Genomic DNA, 19,442 nt, shown 5'->3' with positions numbered 1-19,442 from the left:
CGCAAAGAGAAACGCCCGACCGAAAAAGACATCGGCCGGGCGTTTATATGCCTACAGACCCCAGGGCTGCGGAATCGGGCTTAACGTGCGGCCACGCGCTTCCCGGTCGTCGTATGCGTGGCTTCGATCAGCAGAATGATCATCAGGATGGTGCCGGCCAGCGCAAACACGGCATAGCCGATATTGCTGCCCTCGATGGCGAACAGCGACGGCGAATAGCTTTGCCCCGAGCAGATCATCGTGCCGGCCGTCATGCCCGTGTAGTGCATGCCGCAAACGGCCACGCCCATCACCAACGCCGCGCCGATCTGCTGGTTGCGCGTTTTGACGGTGGTCGCCAGCCACAGCGCAACGATAGAGACCACGATCGCAATCAGCGCAGACACCGCCATGATGGAGATGTCCCACTCGAACGTGCTGTTGGTGTGCACCGCGGCCATGCCGGTGTAGTGCATCACTGCCACGCCCAGGCCGGTCAGGACGCCACCCTCCGCGATGTTCTTCATGCGATTGCCCGTGGGGCGCGACGCCAGCACGAGCCCCGCCCCGGCAAACACCATGACCACCAGCAGCGATACCACGGTCATGAACAGGTCGAACTCCAGCCGCACCGGGGTGCGATAGGCGGCCATGCCGATGAAATGCATGGACCACACCGCCCCGCCGCCCAACGCCACGCTGGCGCAGATCAGCCGGTCTGTGTCGATGCTGCCGTTCTGATTGCGGATGCGTCTTGACCATCGCAAGCCCACATACGCGCCTGACACCGAGATGAGATACGACAGCCCTACCAGCAGCCAATCGTATGCATAAGGCACGATCGCGCCCGGCACTGCGGAAAAGCCGTTGAACATGGCACACCCTCCCGTTTCAACACCACAAGGCTGCCGAGTTGCCGGGCAGCATCGGCTGGCCGCCCGTGTTCCGGATGGCCGTGACTTCGTTGTCGTTGTCTTTGTCTTGGAACGGCGTGGCCTCGACTGGGCCGTGCTGCGCAGTATGGCGACGGGCACTTGCCCAGCCAATCACCTGATCTAGGTAACTTTGGGTTGACTTTTGGGCCTGGCCCCGCGTTTGCGTACGCAATGGGAAACGCGTTTCTCAGGAGGCCCCATGTCGCTGATCGTCGCTGCCCGGTTCGATACGTTTGAGCGCGCGGAAAGCGCCGCGCGTGCGCTGTTCTCTCGCGGATTTTCCGAAGACGATGTGAACGTCTTCTTCGTCAACCCTTCAGGGCAGCATGCCGCGTTTCCCATCGGCGGAGACCAGAATGCCGACCCTGGGGCTTCGCGGGCGCATGCCGGCGCGGGTAAGGGGATGGCCGTGGGGGCGGCGATTGGCGCCGTGGCGGGTGTGTTCGTGCTGATGTCGTTGCACGTTGCCGTGCTGTTTTCGGTGGTGGCGGCTGGCGTGGGTGCCTATATCGGCTCGCTGGCCGGTGCAATGTTTGCCACCCGGGACGAACCGCAACCGGAACAGCCACCCGATGCCACGCTGCGTACGCGCCATTCCGGCGTGCTGCTGGCCACGCGCGTGACACCCGAGCAGGAGGCCGAAGCGGCACGCGCGCTGGCGGAGGCCGGCGGTATGGATGTGGAAGAAGCCGCTGGCCGCTGGCGCAACGGCGAGTGGGTCGACTTCAACCCACTCAGTCCCGCCAAGCTCAATCCGACGATCGCTCACCGGGCCGCGTAATACCCCTACGCAAACTCAGGTAGCGGTGCTGGGCGACGTGCTGCCGGGCTGCATCGGCACGGCATGGACTTGTTTGTCGTTCAGCATGGTCCACACCACGATGGCCGCCACGATGTCGAATACGGCCAGCGCCACGAACAGCGGGTTGTAGCCGATGGTGGCCGCCAGCGAGCCGACCGCCAGCGAGAACAGCATGCCGCCCATGTAGCCCGACATGCCGGCCAGGCCCACCGCCGTGCCGACCTCGTGCTTACCGAACATGTCGGACGTGAGCGTGTACAGCGCGCCCGACAGCGTCTGGTGCGCAAAACCGCCCACGCAGAACAGCGCAATCGCCGTGTAGGGGCTCGTTGCCAGCCCGATGCAAGCCGGGCCGACCATGCACAGGCACCCTGTCAGCATCACCAGCTTGCGCGACGTTACGAGCGATACCTTGAACCGCTTCTGGAACCACGGCGCCAGATAGCCACCCAGCACGCAGCCCACGTCTGCCGCCAGGAACGGCAACCACGCAAACAGCGCGATCTCCTTCAGGTTCATATGGCGCTCGGTGGCCATGTACAGCGGGATCCAGTAGTTGAACGTCTGCCACGCCGGCTCCGATAGAAAGCGCGGGATGGCGATGCCCCAGAACCGCTTGCTGCTGACGATCTTGCCCCACGAAGGCTTCGGCGCGTCGGCATTGTCTTCCCGCACTTCCTGGCCGGCGCGGATGTAGGCGTGTTCCTCTTCGGACAGGCGCGGGTGCTTGGTCGGCACGCGGTACAGCGCGAACCACAACACGCTCCACACCAGCCCCATCACGCCAATTACCCCAAAGGCCAGGCGCCAATCGCCGTGCAGGATGCACCAGACCACCAGCGGCGGCGCCACCACCGCCCCGATCGACGAGCCGATGTTGAACCACCCCGTTGCAATGGAACGCTCCTTGGCCGGAAACCACTCCGCCGTTGCGCGCAAGGCCGAGGGGAAGCCCGCCGCCTCCGTCATCCCCAGCATGGCGCGGAACGCGGCCAACGACAGCCAACCGCTCGCCGTGCTGTGCAACAGGCAGACCAGCGACCACGCCCCCGCAAACAACGCAAAACCCAGCTTGGTGCCGAGCACGTCCAGCACGTAGCCCGCCACGGGCTGCATCACCATGTAGGCCGCCTGGAACGCCGCCACGATATAGCCGTACTGCTGCGTGCTGATGCTCAGCACCTTGTTGACTTCGGGCGCCGCCACGGCCAGCGCATTGCGCGCTAGGTAGTTCATGATCAGGCCGCTCAAGACGAGCCCGATGATCCACCAGCGCAAGCCTTTGATGGGTTTCATGTTGTCTCCTTAAAGCCCCCCCGGTTTTGTTCTGGTGTGGGGCGTACTGCGTTCAGATCATTCAAATGGGCAAAGCGGCTTCCGGTAATCCAGTCACCCCGGGGCGCAACGCAAACATGGCGCCCGAGAGTGGGTCATCGTCGATCAGGATCGACGTGACGAACAACGTATCCAGCCCCGGCCCGCCAAAGGCACACATGGCGGGCTTGGGCGTGGGCACGGCAATGCTGCGGTCCAAGCGCCCGTCTGGCGTGAACCGGTGCACCAGACCCGCATCGTTACCGCAGATCCAGTAGCAACCTTCGGCATCCACGGCGGCGCCGTCGGGCCGGCCGGGGTAGGCATTCATGTCGATGAACACGCGGCGGTTGTGCGGCGTGCCGCTATGGATGTCGTAATCGAACGCCCAGACGATTTGCCGGCTCGCGTGCGAATCCGACAGATACATCGTGCGGCCATCCGGGCTGAAGGCCAGGCCGTTGGGGACGATCAGATCGTCGATGACGGCATCCAGACGCACCTCGCCACCCGATGCATCCAAGCGATAAAGCTTGCCGAGCGGCGCCCCCTCCGACGTATCAAACACCATCGTGCCGGCCCAGAAGCGGCCCTGCCGGTCACAGCGACCATCGTTGAAGCGCATGTCGGGGCGCGGGTGCGCCACCGTCGCCAGCCGCTCCACCGGCGCGAGTTTGGCGCCCGCCTTCGGCTGCGGCACGTGGAAGATGCCTGTCTCCATCGCCAGCGCCCAGCCATGCGACGTCATACCGATGCAGCCGGCCATCTCCGGCAGCGGCCACGCATCGCACTGATCCGTCGACGGAGTCCAGCGCCACAGCGTGCTGCGCGGAATGTCCGTCCAGTACAAGGCCTGTTGGCCGATGTGCCAGACGGGGCTTTCACCGACGCCGCATTGCATGGTGCCCACCCGCTCCACGGTGGGTTCTACATTCACGTGCATCGGGTCAATCTCCAAACGGGCCGGCTTTCACGAACGCCCCGCCCTGGTACACCGCCGCAAGGTCGTCGGCAGGCAGCGGAGGCTGCGCTTCAACCTTCTCGCGGAAGATCTCGCTCGTCTCGGTTGGCACGTAGCCGAGGTGCGCGGCGTGGCGGTTATCCCACCAATGGTCGCGGTTGCCCGACATGCCGTAGACCACCGTAAAGCCGACCTTGGGCACGAACAGCGCGCGGCGGATGAGTTGTTCCAGGTCGTCGTAGCCCAGCCACGTGACCAGCATGCGGCGGTCCTTCGGTTCGGGAAACGACGAGCCGATGCGGATGGCCACCGTCTCGATGCCGTAGCGGTCGAAATAGAAGCTGGCAAGCTGCTCGCCGAAGACCTTGCTCAAGCCGTAGTAGCCGTCGGGTTTGGTTGGCACGGTGCTGTCGATCACCTCGCCCTGCTTGTAGAAGCCGATGGTGTGGTTCGAGCTGGCAAACACGATGCGGCGCACGCCGTGGCGACGCGCGGCTTCGTACAGGTTGTACGTGCCTTGGATGTTGGCCGGCAGGATTTCTTCAAACGGCCGCTCCACCGACACACCGCCCAGATGCACGATCGCATCCGTGCCAGCGACGAGCGCATCGACAGCCTGCGCATCAGCCAGATTGCACGGCACGATCTCTTCGCCGGCGCGCGCCTCGCTCAGATTTGATATATCAGACAAGCGCAAAAAATCAGCGTACTTGGGCAAACGCTCGCGCAGCACCTTGCCGAGGTTGCCTCCGGCGCCAGTCAGTAGAAGGCGATGGCAACGCGTGGTGACGCCTGCGAGCGGGTCGGTTTGATGAGTCACTTCAGTGGTCATATCAGATCAGGAGATCAGGTTACCGGGGCGGGGTTGAACAGGGCCAGGGCATTATGCAGGCCCAGTTTGTCGGCGCAAACCTGCTTGCGGCCGCTCGCCACGTCAAGAATCAGGTGGAACAGTTCCCAACCGATGTCGGCGATGCTCGCCTCGCCGGTGGCGATGCGGCCGGCGTCGAGGTCGATCAGGTCGTGCCAGCGCTCAGACAGCGCCTTGCGTGTCGACACCTTGATGACCGGCGCCATGGCTAGGCCATACGGTGTGCCGCGTCCGGTGGTGAAGACCTGCAGGTTCATGCCCGAGGCCAGTTGCAACGTACCGCACACGAAATCGCTGGCGGGCGTGGCGGCAAAGATCAGGCCCTTGCGGCGCACCTTCTCGCCCGGGCCGAGCACATCGACGATGGGTGTACTGCCCGATTTGACGATCGAACCCAGCGCCTTTTCCACCACGTTGGACAGGCCGCCCTTCTTGTTGCCCGGCGACGGGTTGGCGCTGCGATCGCTCTGGCCGCCGCTGAGGTAGTTGTCGTACCAGGCCATCTCGCGCAGCAGTGCACGGCCGACGTCTTCGTCGATGGCGCGCGGCGTGAGCAGATGGATGGCGTCGCGCACCTCGGTCACTTCCGAGAACATCACGGTGCCGCCGGCACGCACGATCAGGTCCGCCGCAAAACCAACCGCCGGGTTGGCGGTGACGCCAGAGAACGCATCGCTGCCGCCGCACTGCACGCCGACTACGAGGTCGGAAGCCGGGCAGGTTTCGCGCTGGCGCTTGTTGAGGTGTTCCAGACGACGCTCGGCCATTTCCATGATGGCGTCCGTCATGCCGATAAAGCCGTCGAAGGCTTCGTCTTGCAAACGCAGTACGGGCGAATCTGCAGTGCCAGCCACTTCAATGGGAATGCGGCCACCCGGCGCGAGCTTTTCCGGCACCAGGCGTTCTGGCACGAGCTTCTCGCAGCCCAGGCCGATCACCATGATCTCGCCGCCAAAGTTCGGGTTGAGCGCCAGGTTTTGCAGCGTGCGAATCGGTACGATGGCAGCCGGCGCGTTGATGGCGACGCCGCAGCCGTACACGTGGTTGAGCGCAACCACATCGTCAACATTCGGGAAGCGCGGCAGCAACTCGCGCTTGATGCGGCCGACCACGTAGTCCGTCACACCCGCCACGCACTGCACGCTGGTCATGATGCCGAGCACGTTCTTCGTGCCGACGGTGCCATCTGCGTTGCGATAGCCCTCGAAGGTGTAGCCCTCGAGCTTCGCCAGCTTCGGATCGGGGCGCGTTGCCAGCGGTAGCTCATCCAGCGCGGGGGCAGACGGCAGCTTCACGGCGTGCTCGTTGACCCAGCTACCGCGCGGCAGTGGCTTCACGGCATAGCCGATCACCTCGTTGTAGCGGACGATGGCATCGCCTTCGGCTAGGTCGACGAGCGCCACCTTGTGACCTTGCGGCACGCCTTCGACGAGCACGGTGCCATCGTCCAGTGCCGTGCCGGCGGGCAGGCCGCGCGCGTTGACGACGATGGCGACGTTGTCGCTGTCGTGCACGCGAATGGTCAGCGCCTTCTCGGTTTCATTGCCGGCCGAGGGGGCCAGCGTGGTTTCAGACATCACAGACTCCGTGATTGATTCAAGTGATGATGGAATGTTCGTTCAGCGCCCTAGGCTCGGGCGCTTCGGGTCGTACGTCCAGCCCGGCACGAGGTATTGCATGGCCATGGCGTCATCGCGCGCGCCCGGGCCGAGGGTTTTGTACAGCGCATGAGCTGCCATGACGCGGTCCATGTCGATCTCGATGCCGAGGCCCGGGCGATCAGGCACGGCCACATGGCCGCCCTGGATACGCAGCGGCTCGTGCGTCAGGCGTTCCTCGGCTTCCTGCCAGATCCAGTGGGTATCGATGGCCGTGATGTTGCCTGGCGCAGCGGCCGCCACATGCGTGAACATCGCCAACGACACATCGAAATGGTTGTTGGAATGCGAGCCCCACGTCAGGCCCCATTCGTCACACAACTGCGCCACGCGCACCGAGCCTTGCATGGTCCAGAAATGCGGATCAGCCAGCGGAATGTCCACCGCGTGCAATTGCACCGCGTGGCCCATCTGGCGCCAATCGGTGGCGATCATGTTGGTGGCAGTCGGGATGCCGGTGGCGCGCTTGAACTCGGCCATGACCTCGCGCCCCGAATAGCCGGCCTCGGGCCCGCACGGGTCTTCGGCATAGGCCAGCAGATGGCCCTGCCCCTTGCACAACGCAATCGCTTCATTGAGCGACCAGGCACCGTTCGGGTCCAGCGTCACGCGGGCGTGTGGGAAGCGCGCCTTGATGGCGGCAATCGCTTCCATCTCTTCGGCACCGCGCATGACGCCGCCCTTGAGCTTGAAATCGGCAAAGCCGTAGCGGTCGGTAGCGGCTTCGGCCAGGCGCGCAATGGCATCGGGCGTCATGGCGGCTTCGTGGCGCAGGCGCAGCCAGTCGTCAGCGCCGTTGGCACCATCGAGGTACGGCAGATCCGTTTTGCGGCGATCGCCCACGTAGAACAGGTAGGCAAGCATCGGTGCGCGATCGCGCTGCTGGCCGGCGCCCAGCAACTCGGCCACCGGCACGTCGAGAAACTGGCCAAGCAGATCCAGCAGCGCCGCCTCCACCGCCGTGATGACGTTGTCCATGCGCAGGTTGATCTCGTGCGGTTGGCGCAGCACTGCCGCTTCCGAAGCGGAGGTCACCTGGTGCACCGTCGCCTGATGTGCGGCAGCACCCCCGCCGGCCAACGCGCGGCGGATGCCGTTCAGCACGCCATTGGTACGACCGATCGATTGGCCGACCACCAGCGGAGTCACGCGCTCCAGCGCCTGACGAATGCCCTCGCCGCCCGGGACCTCGCCCACGCCGGTGCGCCCGGCGTTGTCCTTCAGGATGACGAGGTTGCGCGTAAAGAACGGAGCATGCGCGCCACACAGGTTCAGCAGCATGCTGTCGCGCCCGGCGACGGGGATCACCTGCATCTCCGTCACTCGCGGCGTCTGGGTTGCAGCCGTGCGTGCGCTGGATTCGATCGATTGCAAGGTCACGTCGGCTCCTGCTTACAGCGGCTTCAATTCCACGCGCTTGATATCGCCCACCATGAACAGGTAGCAGACGATGGCCACCGCGGCATGGATGCCCACGTACACCAGCGCGCCGTTGAACGAGCCGGTGGTGTTGACGATGTAGCCGATGGCGATGGGCGTGGTGATGCTCGACAGATTGCCGAACGTATTCATCAGCGCGCCCGACAGACCGGCGATCTGCTTGGGTGCCGTATCCGAGTTGACCGCCCAGCCCAGCGCGCCCAGGCCCTTGCCGAAGAACGACAGCGCCATCACCGCCACCACGATGGACTGCGCATCGACGTAGTTGCAGATCACCATGGTCATGGAGAGCAGCATGCCCAGCACGATCGGCACCTTGCGCGCCACCGACAGCGAAGCGCCACGGCGCAGCAGCGCATCGGAAAGAACGCCACCCAGAATGCCGCCCAGGAAGCCGCACACCGCTGGAATCGACGCCACGAAGCCTGCCTTCAAAATCGACATGCCGCGCGCTTGCACGAGATACACCGGGAACCACGTGATGAAGAAATACGTGAGCGCATTGATGCAGTACTGCGCGATGTACACGCCCATCAGCATGCGGTTGCTCAGCAGCTGTTTGACATAGCCAAGCTTCGGGCCTTCGGCCTTGGCCACGCCTGCGCGGTCCATGTTGACCAGGCCGCCGCCCGCTTCGATGTAGTCGATTTCGGCGCGGTTCACTCGCGGGTGGTCCTTCGGGTCGTGCACGAAGGCCTTCCACACGAACGCCATGGCAATGCCGATCACGCCCATCACGATGAACACGTGGTGCCAGCCGAACTCGTGCACCAGCCACGCCATCAGCGGCGCAAACACCACCGTGGCCGCGTACTGCGCCGAGTTGAAGATGGCCGCCGCGGTGCCGCGTTCATTGGCCGGGAACCACGCTGCAACGATGCGGCTGTTGGCCGGGAAGGACGGCGCCTCTGCCGCACCCACCAGAAAACGCAGGCAGAACACCATGATGATGGCGGTCACCCCCGTAAAGAAGCCGATCGCACCTTGCGCCAACGTGAACACCGACCACAGCAGAATGCTGAACGTGTACACGCGCTTCGAGCCAAAACGGTCGAGCAGCCAGCCGCCTGGAATCTGCGCAATCACATAGGCCCAGCCGAACGCCGAGAAGATATAGCCGAGCGAGACGGCATCGATGCCAAGCTCCTTCTGCATGGCCGAGCCGGCAATGGAGATGGTGGCGCGATCGGCGTAGTTGATGGTCGTCACGACAAACAGCATCGTGAGGATCAGAAAACGCACGCGGCTCATGCGTTCTGTGCGGGGCACGCTTTGCGCGCCCGCCTGATTGCCTACAGTCTGGGCTTTGATGTCCATCGTCTCCTCCATCAGCCGGCGCGATGTGCGCCGGGGGGCAAGCTGCCGGGTCCTGTGCGGCCCGGCTTGTTATTGGCTTGCTACTTCAGGGTTACTGCCACTGTCCGTCGACCAGGCGACGCAACTTGAGCGGGTTGGCGTCTTGCAGGGCCTGCGGCAACAGTGCTGCCGGCAAGTCCTGGTAGCACACCGGGCGCAGGAAGCGCTCGATGGCCGCCGTGCCGACCGAAGTTGTGCGCGTGTCGGTCGTTGCCGGCCACGGGCCACCATGCACCATGGCTTGGCAGACTTCCACGCCGGTCGGCCAGCCGTTGGCCAGGATGCGGCCGGCCTTGCGCTCCAGAATCGGCAACAGCGAGCGCGCGAGCTCCGTGTCGCCGGCATCCAGATGCAGCGTGGCCGTCAACTGCCCTTCCAGCGATTCGGCCAGCGCACGCAGTTCTTCAGCATCGCGGCAGCGCACGACCAGGCCGGTGGCGCCGAAGACTTCATCATGCAGCGTCGGTTGCGCCTGGAAGCTCTTGGCATCGGTGACGTAGAAGCCGGCCTGCCCACGGTTGGGCTGGTCGCTACCCTGCCCGCGTGCAACGCAGCGCACGTTGGCTTCACCCGCCAGCTTGTCGACACCGCGCGCATAGGCGGCGTGAATGCCTGCCGTCAGCATCGGCTGTGCGGCCACATCGCCCATGGCGGTGGCAGCGGCGGATTCAAAGGCATCGAGTTCCGGCCCGTCAATGGCGAGCAGCAGGCCCGGATTGGTACAGAACTGGCCCGCACCCATCGTGAGCGAGGCGACGTACTGTTGGCCCAGTGCGGCAGCGCGCTTGGCCAGCGCATCCGGCAGCAGGAAGACGGGGTTGATGGCGCTCAGCTCGCCATACACCGGAATCGGTTGCGGACGTGCCTGCGCAATGCGCAGCAGCGCCTGACCGCCCGCGCGCGAGCCCGTGAAGCCCACGGCCTGAATGTGCGGATCGGCCACCAGCGCGCCGGCCACATCGTTGTCCGCCTGGATGAGCGAGAACACGCCTTCCGGCAAACCGCACTGCGCAACCGCAGCCTGAATGGCGCGGCCGACCAGTTCCGACGTACCCGGATGCGCCGGGTGCGCTTTCACGACAACCGGGCAACCAGCAGCCAGCGCCGATGCGGTATCACCACCCGCCACCGAGAACGCCAGCGGGAAGTTGCTCGCGCCGAACACGGCGACGGGCCCCAGCGCGATACGGCGCATGCGCAGGTCCGAACGCGGCAGCGGCTTGCGCTCGGGCAGCGCCGAGTCCAGACGTGCACCCACTGCATCGCCAGCGCGCACGACGTTCGCAAACAAGCGGAGCTGATTGCACGTGCGGCCACGCTCGCCTTCCAGGCGCGGGCGCGGCAGTGCGGACTCGGCCATGGCGCGCTCGATCAGCGCATCGCCCAGCGCTTCGATCTGGCTGGCGATGGCTTCCAGGAATGCGGCGCGCGCTTCGGGAGCGGTCTCACGGTAAACGTCAAAAGCCGCTGCGGCCAGTTCAGCGGCACGCGCGGCCTGGGCCTTGGTGGCCAGAGTGAATTGTGGTTCGAGCCATTCCCCGGTGGCGGGGTTCATGGCGCGAACCGCGCCGGCACCACCCGCAACGCGGGTCGCGCCCAGCAACAGTTCGCCGCTCAATGTCATGTTGATTCCTCGTGTTTGGATTGCGCTCAGGCTGCCAGTTTTTCCACTTCAGCAATGCGCGACACCAGGGCCGACAGCTCAGCCAGTTCAGCGTCGGTCAGGTCGGTCAGCGGAGCACGCACGGGACCAGCGCTGCGGCCGACTACCTTCATACCGGCCTTGACGATGGACACCGCATAGCCACGCTTGCGATTGCGAAGGGCAATATACGGCAGCACGAAGTCGTTCAGCATTTTGTAGACCTTGGCGTTGTCGTACGCACGCACGGCGGCGTAGAACTCCAGGGCGAACTTGGGCACGAAGTTGAAGATGGCCGACGAGTACGTCGTCACGCCCATCGTCAGGTACGGCAGCGCAAACGTCTCGGCGGTCGGCAGGCCACCGATGTAGGTGAAGCGATCACCCAGGCGGGCGTAGATGCGCGTCATCAGTTCCAGATCGCCCACGCCGTCCTTGAAGCCGACGAGGTTCGGGCAGCGGCCTGCCAGGCGTTCCAGGTGATCGGCGTCCAGCACTTGGTTGGCGCGGTTGTAAATGATCACGCCCAGCTTGGTCGACTTGCAGACCTGCTCCACGTGCGCGGCCACGCCGTCAGCGGAGGCTTCGGTCAGGTACGGCGGCAGCAGCAGGATGCCGTCGGCGCCGGCGGCTTCTGCGGCCTTGCAGTATTCGATGGATTCGGCGGTGCCGCGGCCAGCGGGGGCGATGACTGGAATCTTGCCGCCGGTTTCCGCCACGGCTGCGCGCACGACGCGGTCAGTTTCCGCAGCGGTGAGCGAGAAGAATTCGCCCGTGCCGCCTGCAGCAAACAGGCCAGCGGCGTCGTGGCTGAACAGCCATGCCAGGTTCTTGCGATAGGCCTCTTCGTCAAACGACAGATCGGACGCCTTGAAGTGCGTGATCGGGAACGACAGCAGGCCGGTGCCGATCTGGTGGGCGAATTCTTGGGGGGTATATCGGGACATGTCTCGCTCTACGAATGCGTGTTGTTGGTGAACGGATTCTTGCATCGCCATCGATTCAAGTCCAAGCCAACTGCTGACTCGATTAATACAGAATTTGTATTGATACAGGGTATCCCCTAGCCCGCGATGCCAATGCTGCGGCCGCACGTGATGCATCCACCGCTCGGGCGGCCGCAGAACGACAGCACCTCCTTCGTCCGTCACATACAGCGCGAGCAAGGCGCTCGAACGGGCCGTCTTGCACCGCCGATCTTTCCCATTCAAGATAAGCGCCGACTCAATCCATACCGTTTTTGAATCGATGTTCGAGCTGAGCCAACTCCGTTGCTTTGTCGCCGTGGCCGAAGAACTGCACTTCGGGCGTGCAGCCGAACGCCTGCACATGACGCAGCCGCCGCTGTCACGCCAGGTGCGCTTACTGGAGCATCAGGTCGGCACCGAGCTACTGGAGCGCAATAGCCGCTCGGTGAAGCTGACCGCGGCGGGGCGGAGCTTTCTGCCTGATGCCTCGCGCATCCTGCGCTTGGCCGATGAAGCCGCCGCCACAGCGCGGCAGATCGCCACCGGTGCGGCGGGCGCGCTGGCGGTGGGCTTTACGGCATCGGTGGGGTACGGAAAGCTGCCTTCGCTGGTGAGCGCTGTGCGGGCCGCATCGCCTGGGGTGCGGCTGACGCTGAAGGAAATGGTGAGCGGCGCGCAGCTCTCGGCGCTGGACGCGCGTGAAATCGACGTTGGCCTGCTGCGGCCGCCGGTGGAGCACGGTGAGCTGGTGGCCGTGCCGTGCTCGCAGGAATCGATGGTGCTGGCGTTGCCTGAAGCGGCTGCCGACAGTTGGCCCCTGCGCCCTTCGCTGCGCGATTGCGAAGGCAAGCCGCTGCTGATGTATTCGCCGTACGAGGCGCGCTACTTCCACCAGATGGTGAGCGGCCTGCTGGAGCGCGCCGAAGTGCTGCCCGATATCGTGGAATACGTTAGCCAGATCCACTCGATGCTGGCGCTGGTGCGCGCGGGGATTGGCGTGGCGTTGATCCCGGCAGCTGCGTCGATGCTGCATTTCGAGGGTGTGGTCTACCGCCCGGTGCGCACCACGCCCGCCAAGCCGGTTGAGTTGTGGATGGCCTATCGCAAGGACAACGACAACCCGGTGTTCAACCTGCTGAAAGATACGCTGCGGCAATCGCTGACAGACGAGCGGCGCTGAACTCACGCGGCACCGCGCTTGCTGAGCCATGGCGATCCCACTCCGGAGATCGTCATGTCACCTGCCCGCATCAACGTTGGACGCGTCGCCTGGCCCCTGGCACTTGCAACCGGCTTGGCGATCGCGGCGCTACCCCGTCCTGCCCATGGCAAGTTGCCGCCGCCCACGCCGGCTGAACAAGCCGCCGCAGCCCAGCAGGCCGAGACCGAGCGCACGCAAAAAGCCCAGGAACAAGCACAGCTGACTGAGGTGCAGGATCGCCTGGCAGCACGCTTTGGCAAAGGCGGCAACAACGCTCCGGACACCGCAACATCGCAAACCAACCTGCCCAAGAACGTTGCGGAAGCGCCGGGTTCCACCGGCCCGCACGGCGGCTCTCGACCGAGCGCAGAGTCGCACTCGGGTAATGCACGCTAGGCCGTCAGCGGAAATCCCGTGTCAAAAGTGGAAGCAACCTCGAGCCGCTGCTTGAGCAAACCGACCTTCACGTAGAAATCGGCCGTGCGCTGCTGCTCGGCAACGATCTGCGCATCGATGGGGCGCCACACCGTTTGCCGACGCGCAAACTGCAGCCGCGCGGCCTCCGGGGCAATGCCGATGATGCGTGCCAGCGTGGCCGAATAGCTGTCGACATGCTGGTACGACCACACCTGCGCACGCACCACGCGTTGCAGAAAATCCCGCAGCGCATCTCGCTTGGCAGCCAGCGCGGCATCGGTGGCGGCCAGGTAGCTCAGGCCCGACCACAGCCCACGCCCGCTCACCAGCACGCGCGCGTGCTTGGCGGTTTCGGCCATCGCCGTATAGGGCTCCCACGTTGACCATGCGTCGATCGACCCATTGACCAGCGCAAGCTTGGCATCGGCCGGCGGCAAGAAGCGAAAGTTGGCGTCGTCCGGCCCAAGCCCTGCAGATTCCAGCGCCTTGAGGGCCACGAAATGCCCGATCGAACCCCGGTTGGTGCCAATCGATTTGCCCTTCAGGTCTGCCGCTGTCTTCAATGGCGAATCGGGCCGCACCAGCACCGCCGTGCCGTACGGGTCGGAACGATTGGCGCCGATCAGCTTGATCCGCGTGCCCGCCGCCAGCGCGAAGATAGCCGGCGCATCGCCAATCGGGCCGAGGTCCACCGCGCCGGCGTTGAGCGCTTCGGCCAACGGCGCGGCAGCAGGAAACTCCGTCCACTGGATGTCATAGGGCACGCCCTTGAGCGCATCGGCCGCTTCGAGCAGCGCCCGCAGGCCGCCCTTCTGGTCACCGGCCTTGAGTACGATGCGCGACTGCGGCGATTGCGCGAAGGACAGCGCGGGCACGGCCGCCACGGCCAGACCGGATTGAAGGAAATGTCGTCGAGAAATCGGCATAGGAAATGTCGCGTCAATGAATGAAGCCGCCCTTCACGTAGCGCACCGGTTCGGCGTCCATGCGGGCGATCAGGGCATCGAGACCGCTGGTGGTTGAGGCGGTGGTCCGGCGTGCTGCGGAGGTACACAGAAAGTCGGCATCGGACCAAGCGGTGCCGGGTTCGCCGCGCGCACGCAGCCAGCCGTTGCGATCGGCCAGCAATTGCGTGCCGGCGAATGTCTCCGGTGCCTCGCCCGCGATGGCGGCGAACACGGCCCACGCATCCGGGCTGGCGGCCACACAGCGGGCCTGGAACGAACGCGTCGGCGGCGGCAGCGTGCCATCCGGCGTGATGAGCAGGGTCTGGAAGCGCGGGTCTTCCAATGGAATGCTGCTTGGGGATGTGGCGTTGACGGCGATCACGCGTACGCGTTGCCCATTGCGCCACGCAGCCAATGGCTGGAGCGATGCGTCACCGCAGCGGACGGACAGTGCAGGCATGGCGATTGGCACCGGCCAGCCGCCCGCACGTACGCCGCCATTCGCAGCCAGCACCTTCATGTAATCGAGTGCGGCCCAGATGTCGGTGTCGCTCAGGCGATTGGCAAACGCGGGCATGGTGGCCGCGCCGTGTTCGTCACGCATGCCGTTGGCGATATGCCAGAACAGTTCGCCATCGGCCCGGCGGCCGAGCAGCGGACCGACTACGGTGGGTGGCCAGCGCGTGAGCGTGGCTGCCAATGGGCCTTCGCCACGGCCGTCCACGCCATGGCAGTTCACGCAGGCAGTGTTGTAGACGCGTCCGCCCTGCGTGATGGACGCCAGCGAAAACGCTGTCGGGCTTGTATGGAAGCTCGTCGGCACGGCGGATGACAGCACCACCGTCGACGGCCACGGCGCCACCACCAACAAGCCGGCCGCCACACCGAACAACACCGGCCGCCAGCGACGCACCACCGTGGCAAGCAGCACCGCGAACAGCGCCAGCACCACCGCAATCAACGTCAGCCCGAGCTGGCGTGCCTGGCCGAGATCAATGCGCAGCGTCTCTGCGGCGATGCGGACATCCCACGGCCAAGCCGGTTGCCCATGCACATCGCCGGTGAGGCCGAGCGCGTGCCAGAGTGTCAGCACGCCGTGCTGCACCCATTGCAGAACGCTGAGTAAAGCGTTGAGCCAGACCGTGGCGTCCGGCCCGCTCATGATGATCGGGCCATCTACCAGGTCTCGCCCAGGCCGAGATGGCCGAGTGCCTCGTGCCGCAGCGCGCTCAGGCGCGGGTCGCCACGATGGCGCGGATATGGCAGATCCACCGTCAACTCCGCCGTGATACGCGCCGGCCGCGGGCTGAAGATAATCACGCGCTGCGCCAGGAACAGCGCCTCTTCAACGTCATGCGTCACGAGCACGGTCGAGAAGCGCGCACGCTGCCAGAGCGTCACCAGCTCGCTCTGCATGGCCAGCCGCGTGAGCGAATCGAGCTTGCCCAGCGGTTCATCCAGCACCAGCAATTGCGGATCGTTGACCAGCGCACGCGCCAGCGCCACACGCTGCGCCATGCCGCCCGACAACTCATGCGGAAACGCACGATGAAAGCCGCCCAGGCCAACGCGTTCCAGCGCATCGTCCACGCGGTCGCGCTCCGCTTTGAGCACGCCACGCGCCTGCAGACCAAGGGCAACGTTGTCCCACACGCGCCGCCATGGGTAGAGCGTCGGGTCTTGAAACACCACGATGCGCGACGGGTCGGGCTGGGCGATGGGCGTGTCGTCCTGCAGAATGCGGCCGCGCGTGGGGGCTTCTAGCCCCGCGATGAGCCGCAGCAGCGTGGATTTACCGCAGCCACTGGGCCCCAGCAGCGCGACGAATTCGCCGGGCTGCACGGTCAGGTCAACGTTGTCGAGCACCTGCAGCGGGTTCGCGCGACCACCGAACCAGTGGCTCACGCCCTGCACGTCGATGCGCGCACCGGAGGTGGCGCGGGGTGAGGTCTGAACGGGTGCCTCGCGTTCGAGCACGGCTACCATTTCAGCGTCCCCTTCTGCCAGACCAGCGCGCGGTCACGCACCTTGAACAGCAGCGTGATGATGCTGGAGAACAGCACCGCCATCACGATCAGCGCGGCATACATGTTCACGTACGAGGCCCAGCCCTGCGCCCACGTCAGGTACCAGCCAAGGCCCGACTTCACGCCCATCATCTCGGCCACCACCAGCACCGTAAACGACGCACCCAGCCCCATGAACAGCCCCACGAACACCTGCGGCAGCGCGGCCGGAATCGCCACGCGCAGCACCAGGAAGGCATTGGATGCGCCCAGCGTGCGGGCAACGTCGTAGTAGCTCTTGTTGACGCCGGCCACGCCGGACCATGTGAGCACCGCCACCGGAAACCCCGACGCCAGCGCAATCAGAAACACCGCGGCGGAATAGCTCGACGGAAAGAAGTAGAACGTGAGCGGCAACAGCGCCGTGGGCGGCAGCGGGCCAATCAGCCGCAGCACCGGATGCACCCAGTAGCCCACCGCCCGCGACCAGCCGATCGACACGCCCACCAGAAAGCCCGTGAACGCACCTAGGGCGTAGCCCAGCCCCAGCAGCTTGAGCGTATTGACGACGCTACCGCCCAGGCGCTGCCAGTCCTCGGTGTACACGTCGATCAACGCCTGCGGCGGCGCGAAGAACGGCGTGGGCAAGAGGCCCGACTTGGCTGTCAGGGCTTCCCACGCAGCCAGTGCAATGGGCACAGCAATCAGCCATGGCCCGAGGGGCAGCAGCGTTTCCTGCACGGCACGCAGCGGCGTCACGTACGCACCGGCCAACGCCAGCACGAGCAGCGCAACGCCGACCAGTAACGTGGCGATACCGAGTTCTGCTGTGAAAGCCCAGTCGCTGAAGCCAATCACATGGTTGGGCCAGCGCCACGTCAGTAACCCAAAGGCGGCCCAAGCCAGCGCAGCCACCGTGCCGGTGCGCCACACACGTGCGTTGGCAATCGCGCCGCCAAAGGGGTTGGACAGCGCGCCCGACGCCTCCAGCGTTTGAGGGGCGGTAGTCATGTCGATGCTCTCCTCATGTTGCTCGTGTTGTTCATGCGGCGCGCCCCTACGCCAGCACGTTCACGTACACGTGCTGCGCCAGGCGCTGCGGGTCGGTGGTTTTTTTGATGACGCCAATGCGGCGGAAGTCCTCCGCGTAGAAGGCGATCTCGTCGCGCAAATCAACGCCCGTGGGGTGATGCGTGTAAGTGAGCGTGGCGTAGAGCTTGCGAAGGTCTTCCAGCGGCACCTTGGGCGAGTACTTGGCGAAGACCTTGGCCGCTTCGTTCGGGTTTTCGTTGGCGAAGTCGGTGGCCTGCACGATGGATCGGGCCAGCGCAGATGCGGTCGGCCGGTCATTGCGCACCAGCTCGCCGCGCGCGCCGATCACGCAGCAGACCTTGCGGGCATATTCACCGGTCAGGTTCGTGGCCAGTTCCACGTACGCACCCTGGGTGCGCTTTTCCAGCAGGTAGAGATTCGGGTCGCCATCGGCAATGGCCTGGATCTCGCCCTTGTCTACTGCCACGCCGAGCAGGTCGGCCGGGTACTGGCGCCAGGTGACGTCCTTGTCCGGATCAATGCCGTTCTTGGCCAGCAGGATGGTGAAGAAATGCTTGCCCGGCGCAGCCAGATCGCTTACGCCCACGGTCTTGCCCTTGAGCGCCTGCAGGTTGGTCACGCCCGCCGCCTTGGCGCCCACCAGCCGTACGCAACCGCCATGCGAGCTGCCGATGATCTTCACGTCAAAGCCCGCCTCCAACGGCTTGAGCCAGCGGTGGATCATTCCAACCGCCGCATCGGCCTTGCCGGTGGCGATGGATTCCAGCAACTGATCAGTCGAGCCGCTGTAATTGATCAGGTCAACCTGCAGGCCGTTCTTCTCGAAAAAGCCGCGCTCCTGCGCCACCACAATCGGTGTCAGGCAGAACGCATTCTGGTTCCACGCGAACGTCAGCTTGCGCGGCTGCGAGTACGCCTTGCGACCGAGGATCAAGGCTGGTGCGGCCAGCGCCGTGGCGGCAGCCGCATGCAGGACCTGGCGGCGTGAAATGCCCGCTTTTTCTTCGCTCATTGAATGCTCCCCGTGATGTTGTGTTCGATGTGTTCTGCTTAGTCCAGCAAGTCTGGCTCGGCAGCAACGAGGCCTGCGTAGAGGCTCTCGAAGGCGTGCAGCGCGCCCTCCTGCCCGCCGACCTGGCTATGGGTATGGCGCGCCGTGGCGGCGTCAATGGGCTGTGGTGTGCCAGCGGCTTCGGCCAGCAGTTGCGTGTGCGCCGCGTTGTCCAGGGCGATGTACCACCATGCCGCGGCTTCCACCGTCGGCCCGGCGGCGAGGATGCCGTGGTTCTTCAGGATCACGCCCTTGTGCGTGCCGCCATCCGGCTTGGTGAGCGCGTGTGCAATACGGTCGCCCTCGCTGGCGTCGACCACCATGCCGGTGAAGTCGTCGAACAGCGCGTGGTCTTCGTAAAACGAGCACGCGTCCTGCGTGAGCGGATCCAGCGGCCGGCCCAGCGTCAACCACGCTTTACCGTACGTCGAATGTGTATGCGCTGCCGCCACGATGTGCGGATGCGCTTCGTGAATCGCCGCGTGAATCGCAAACGCCGCCTTGTTGAGCGGCCGATTGCCGATCACCGTCTCGCCACGCGCATTGACGAGCAGCAGGTCCGACACCTTGATGCGTGAAAAATGCACGCCCAGCGGGTTGACCCAAAAGTGGTCCGTCAACTCCGGATCGCGTGCGGTGATATGGCCAGCCAACCCCAGGTCAAAACCATGCCGCGCGAAGATGCGAAAGGCGCCGGCCAAACGCTCTTGCCGATGACGCCGCTCCGCCTCGATCGTGGGCCGCGCAGCGGGCGGATCAAACCAGAACTTCTGCTGCGGCGTCGGGTTCAGTTTGAGCGTGCCCGATACCGGGCGCTCAATGGAAAGCACTGCGCTCATAC

Annotated in this window: 18 protein-coding genes; 3 read left to right on the top strand and 15 right to left on the bottom strand. The window is 65.0% G+C overall.

Annotated features, from left to right (window positions below; all coding sequences use genetic code 11):
- Window positions 1-80 precede the first annotated feature (80 nt).
- Complete coding sequence (locus ACS7SF_RS27275) at window positions 81-854, bottom strand: MHYT domain-containing protein (protein ID WP_439893578.1); 774 nt, start codon at window positions 852-854, stop codon at window positions 81-83.
- 259 nt (window positions 855-1,113) lie between these two features.
- Between ACS7SF_RS27275 and ACS7SF_RS27270 the strand changes: the two genes are divergently transcribed.
- Entirely contained in the window at window positions 1,114-1,695 is a 582-nt protein-coding gene (locus tag ACS7SF_RS27270) for a hypothetical protein (protein WP_439893577.1), read from the top strand.
- A gap of 15 nt (window positions 1,696-1,710) precedes the next feature.
- On the opposite strand, the gene ACS7SF_RS27265 is transcribed toward ACS7SF_RS27270, so the two are convergent.
- The 8 genes from ACS7SF_RS27265 to kdgD form a co-directional block, all read right to left on the bottom strand.
- The gene (locus ACS7SF_RS27265; protein WP_439893576.1) at window positions 1,711-3,012 is read right to left on the bottom strand and encodes an MFS transporter; all 1,302 of its coding nucleotides are present in this window, start codon (window positions 3,010-3,012) and stop codon (window positions 1,711-1,713) included.
- Between the two features lie 61 nt (window positions 3,013-3,073).
- Window positions 3,074-3,973, bottom strand: a complete 900-nt coding sequence (locus ACS7SF_RS27260; protein WP_439893575.1) for an SMP-30/gluconolactonase/LRE family protein — start codon at window positions 3,971-3,973, stop codon at window positions 3,074-3,076.
- Between the two features lie 4 nt (window positions 3,974-3,977).
- Window positions 3,978-4,823, bottom strand: a complete 846-nt coding sequence (locus ACS7SF_RS27255; RefSeq protein WP_439893574.1) for an NAD-dependent epimerase/dehydratase family protein — start codon at window positions 4,821-4,823, stop codon at window positions 3,978-3,980.
- A gap of 14 nt (window positions 4,824-4,837) precedes the next feature.
- The gene (gene garD / locus ACS7SF_RS27250; protein WP_439893573.1) at window positions 4,838-6,439 is read right to left on the bottom strand and encodes a galactarate dehydratase; all 1,602 of its coding nucleotides are present in this window, start codon (window positions 6,437-6,439) and stop codon (window positions 4,838-4,840) included.
- A 42-nt stretch (window positions 6,440-6,481) separates the two neighbouring features.
- Window positions 6,482-7,900 (bottom strand): enolase C-terminal domain-like protein, encoded by a 1,419-nt coding sequence (locus ACS7SF_RS27245; protein ID WP_439893572.1) that lies wholly within the window; start codon window positions 7,898-7,900, stop codon window positions 6,482-6,484.
- Between the two features lie 12 nt (window positions 7,901-7,912).
- The gene (locus ACS7SF_RS27240) at window positions 7,913-9,277 is read right to left on the bottom strand and encodes an MFS transporter (protein ID WP_439893571.1); all 1,365 of its coding nucleotides are present in this window, start codon (window positions 9,275-9,277) and stop codon (window positions 7,913-7,915) included.
- A 91-nt stretch (window positions 9,278-9,368) separates the two neighbouring features.
- On the bottom strand, window positions 9,369-10,940 hold the full coding sequence (locus tag ACS7SF_RS27235) for an aldehyde dehydrogenase (NADP(+)) (RefSeq protein WP_439893570.1): 1,572 nt from the start codon (window positions 10,938-10,940) through the stop codon (window positions 9,369-9,371).
- A 26-nt stretch (window positions 10,941-10,966) separates the two neighbouring features.
- Window positions 10,967-11,905, bottom strand: coding sequence for a 5-dehydro-4-deoxyglucarate dehydratase (gene kdgD / locus ACS7SF_RS27230; RefSeq protein ID WP_439893569.1), 939 nt, complete (start codon window positions 11,903-11,905; stop codon window positions 10,967-10,969).
- A gap of 301 nt (window positions 11,906-12,206) precedes the next feature.
- Between kdgD and ACS7SF_RS27225 the strand changes: the two genes are divergently transcribed.
- Both ACS7SF_RS27225 and ACS7SF_RS27220 read left to right on the top strand, forming a co-directional pair.
- Window positions 12,207-13,106, top strand: coding sequence for a LysR substrate-binding domain-containing protein (locus tag ACS7SF_RS27225; RefSeq protein WP_439893568.1), 900 nt, complete (start codon window positions 12,207-12,209; stop codon window positions 13,104-13,106).
- Between the two features lie 54 nt (window positions 13,107-13,160).
- Window positions 13,161-13,523, top strand: a complete 363-nt coding sequence (locus ACS7SF_RS27220) for a hypothetical protein (protein ID WP_439893567.1) — start codon at window positions 13,161-13,163, stop codon at window positions 13,521-13,523.
- Here the strand turns inward: ACS7SF_RS27220 and ACS7SF_RS27215 are convergent.
- From ACS7SF_RS27215 to ACS7SF_RS27190, 6 genes are read right to left on the bottom strand one after another with little or no spacing between them, the layout of a single operon-like run.
- Window positions 13,520-14,470, bottom strand: coding sequence for an ABC transporter substrate-binding protein (locus ACS7SF_RS27215; protein WP_439893566.1), 951 nt, complete (start codon window positions 14,468-14,470; stop codon window positions 13,520-13,522). The two genes, ACS7SF_RS27220 and ACS7SF_RS27215, sit on opposite strands and share 4 nt — an antisense overlap.
- Before the next feature lie 13 nt (window positions 14,471-14,483).
- On the bottom strand, window positions 14,484-15,653 hold the full coding sequence (locus tag ACS7SF_RS27210; protein ID WP_439893565.1) for a c-type cytochrome: 1,170 nt from the start codon (window positions 15,651-15,653) through the stop codon (window positions 14,484-14,486).
- Between the two features lie 14 nt (window positions 15,654-15,667).
- On the bottom strand, window positions 15,668-16,477 hold the full coding sequence (locus ACS7SF_RS27205) for an ABC transporter ATP-binding protein (RefSeq protein ID WP_439893564.1): 810 nt from the start codon (window positions 16,475-16,477) through the stop codon (window positions 15,668-15,670).
- A complete protein-coding gene (locus ACS7SF_RS27200) occupies window positions 16,471-17,508 on the bottom strand; it encodes an ABC transporter permease (RefSeq protein WP_439893563.1) in 1,038 nt (345 codons plus the stop codon). Before ACS7SF_RS27200 ends, ACS7SF_RS27205 begins: the two co-directional genes overlap by 7 nt.
- A gap of 46 nt (window positions 17,509-17,554) precedes the next feature.
- Window positions 17,555-18,562 (bottom strand): ABC transporter substrate-binding protein, encoded by a 1,008-nt coding sequence (locus ACS7SF_RS27195; protein WP_439893562.1) that lies wholly within the window; start codon window positions 18,560-18,562, stop codon window positions 17,555-17,557.
- A 38-nt stretch (window positions 18,563-18,600) separates the two neighbouring features.
- Entirely contained in the window at window positions 18,601-19,440 is an 840-nt protein-coding gene (locus ACS7SF_RS27190; RefSeq protein ID WP_439893561.1) for a class II aldolase/adducin family protein, read from the bottom strand.
- Window positions 19,441-19,442 lie beyond the last annotated feature (2 nt).

The sequence above is a fragment of the Ralstonia sp. 25C genome (assembly GCF_051904805.1).
Lineage (GTDB): Bacteria > Pseudomonadota > Gammaproteobacteria > Burkholderiales > Burkholderiaceae > Ralstonia.
The sequence above is the reverse complement of the archived record's forward strand: the minus strand, read 5'-3'. Positions and strand labels throughout refer to the sequence as shown.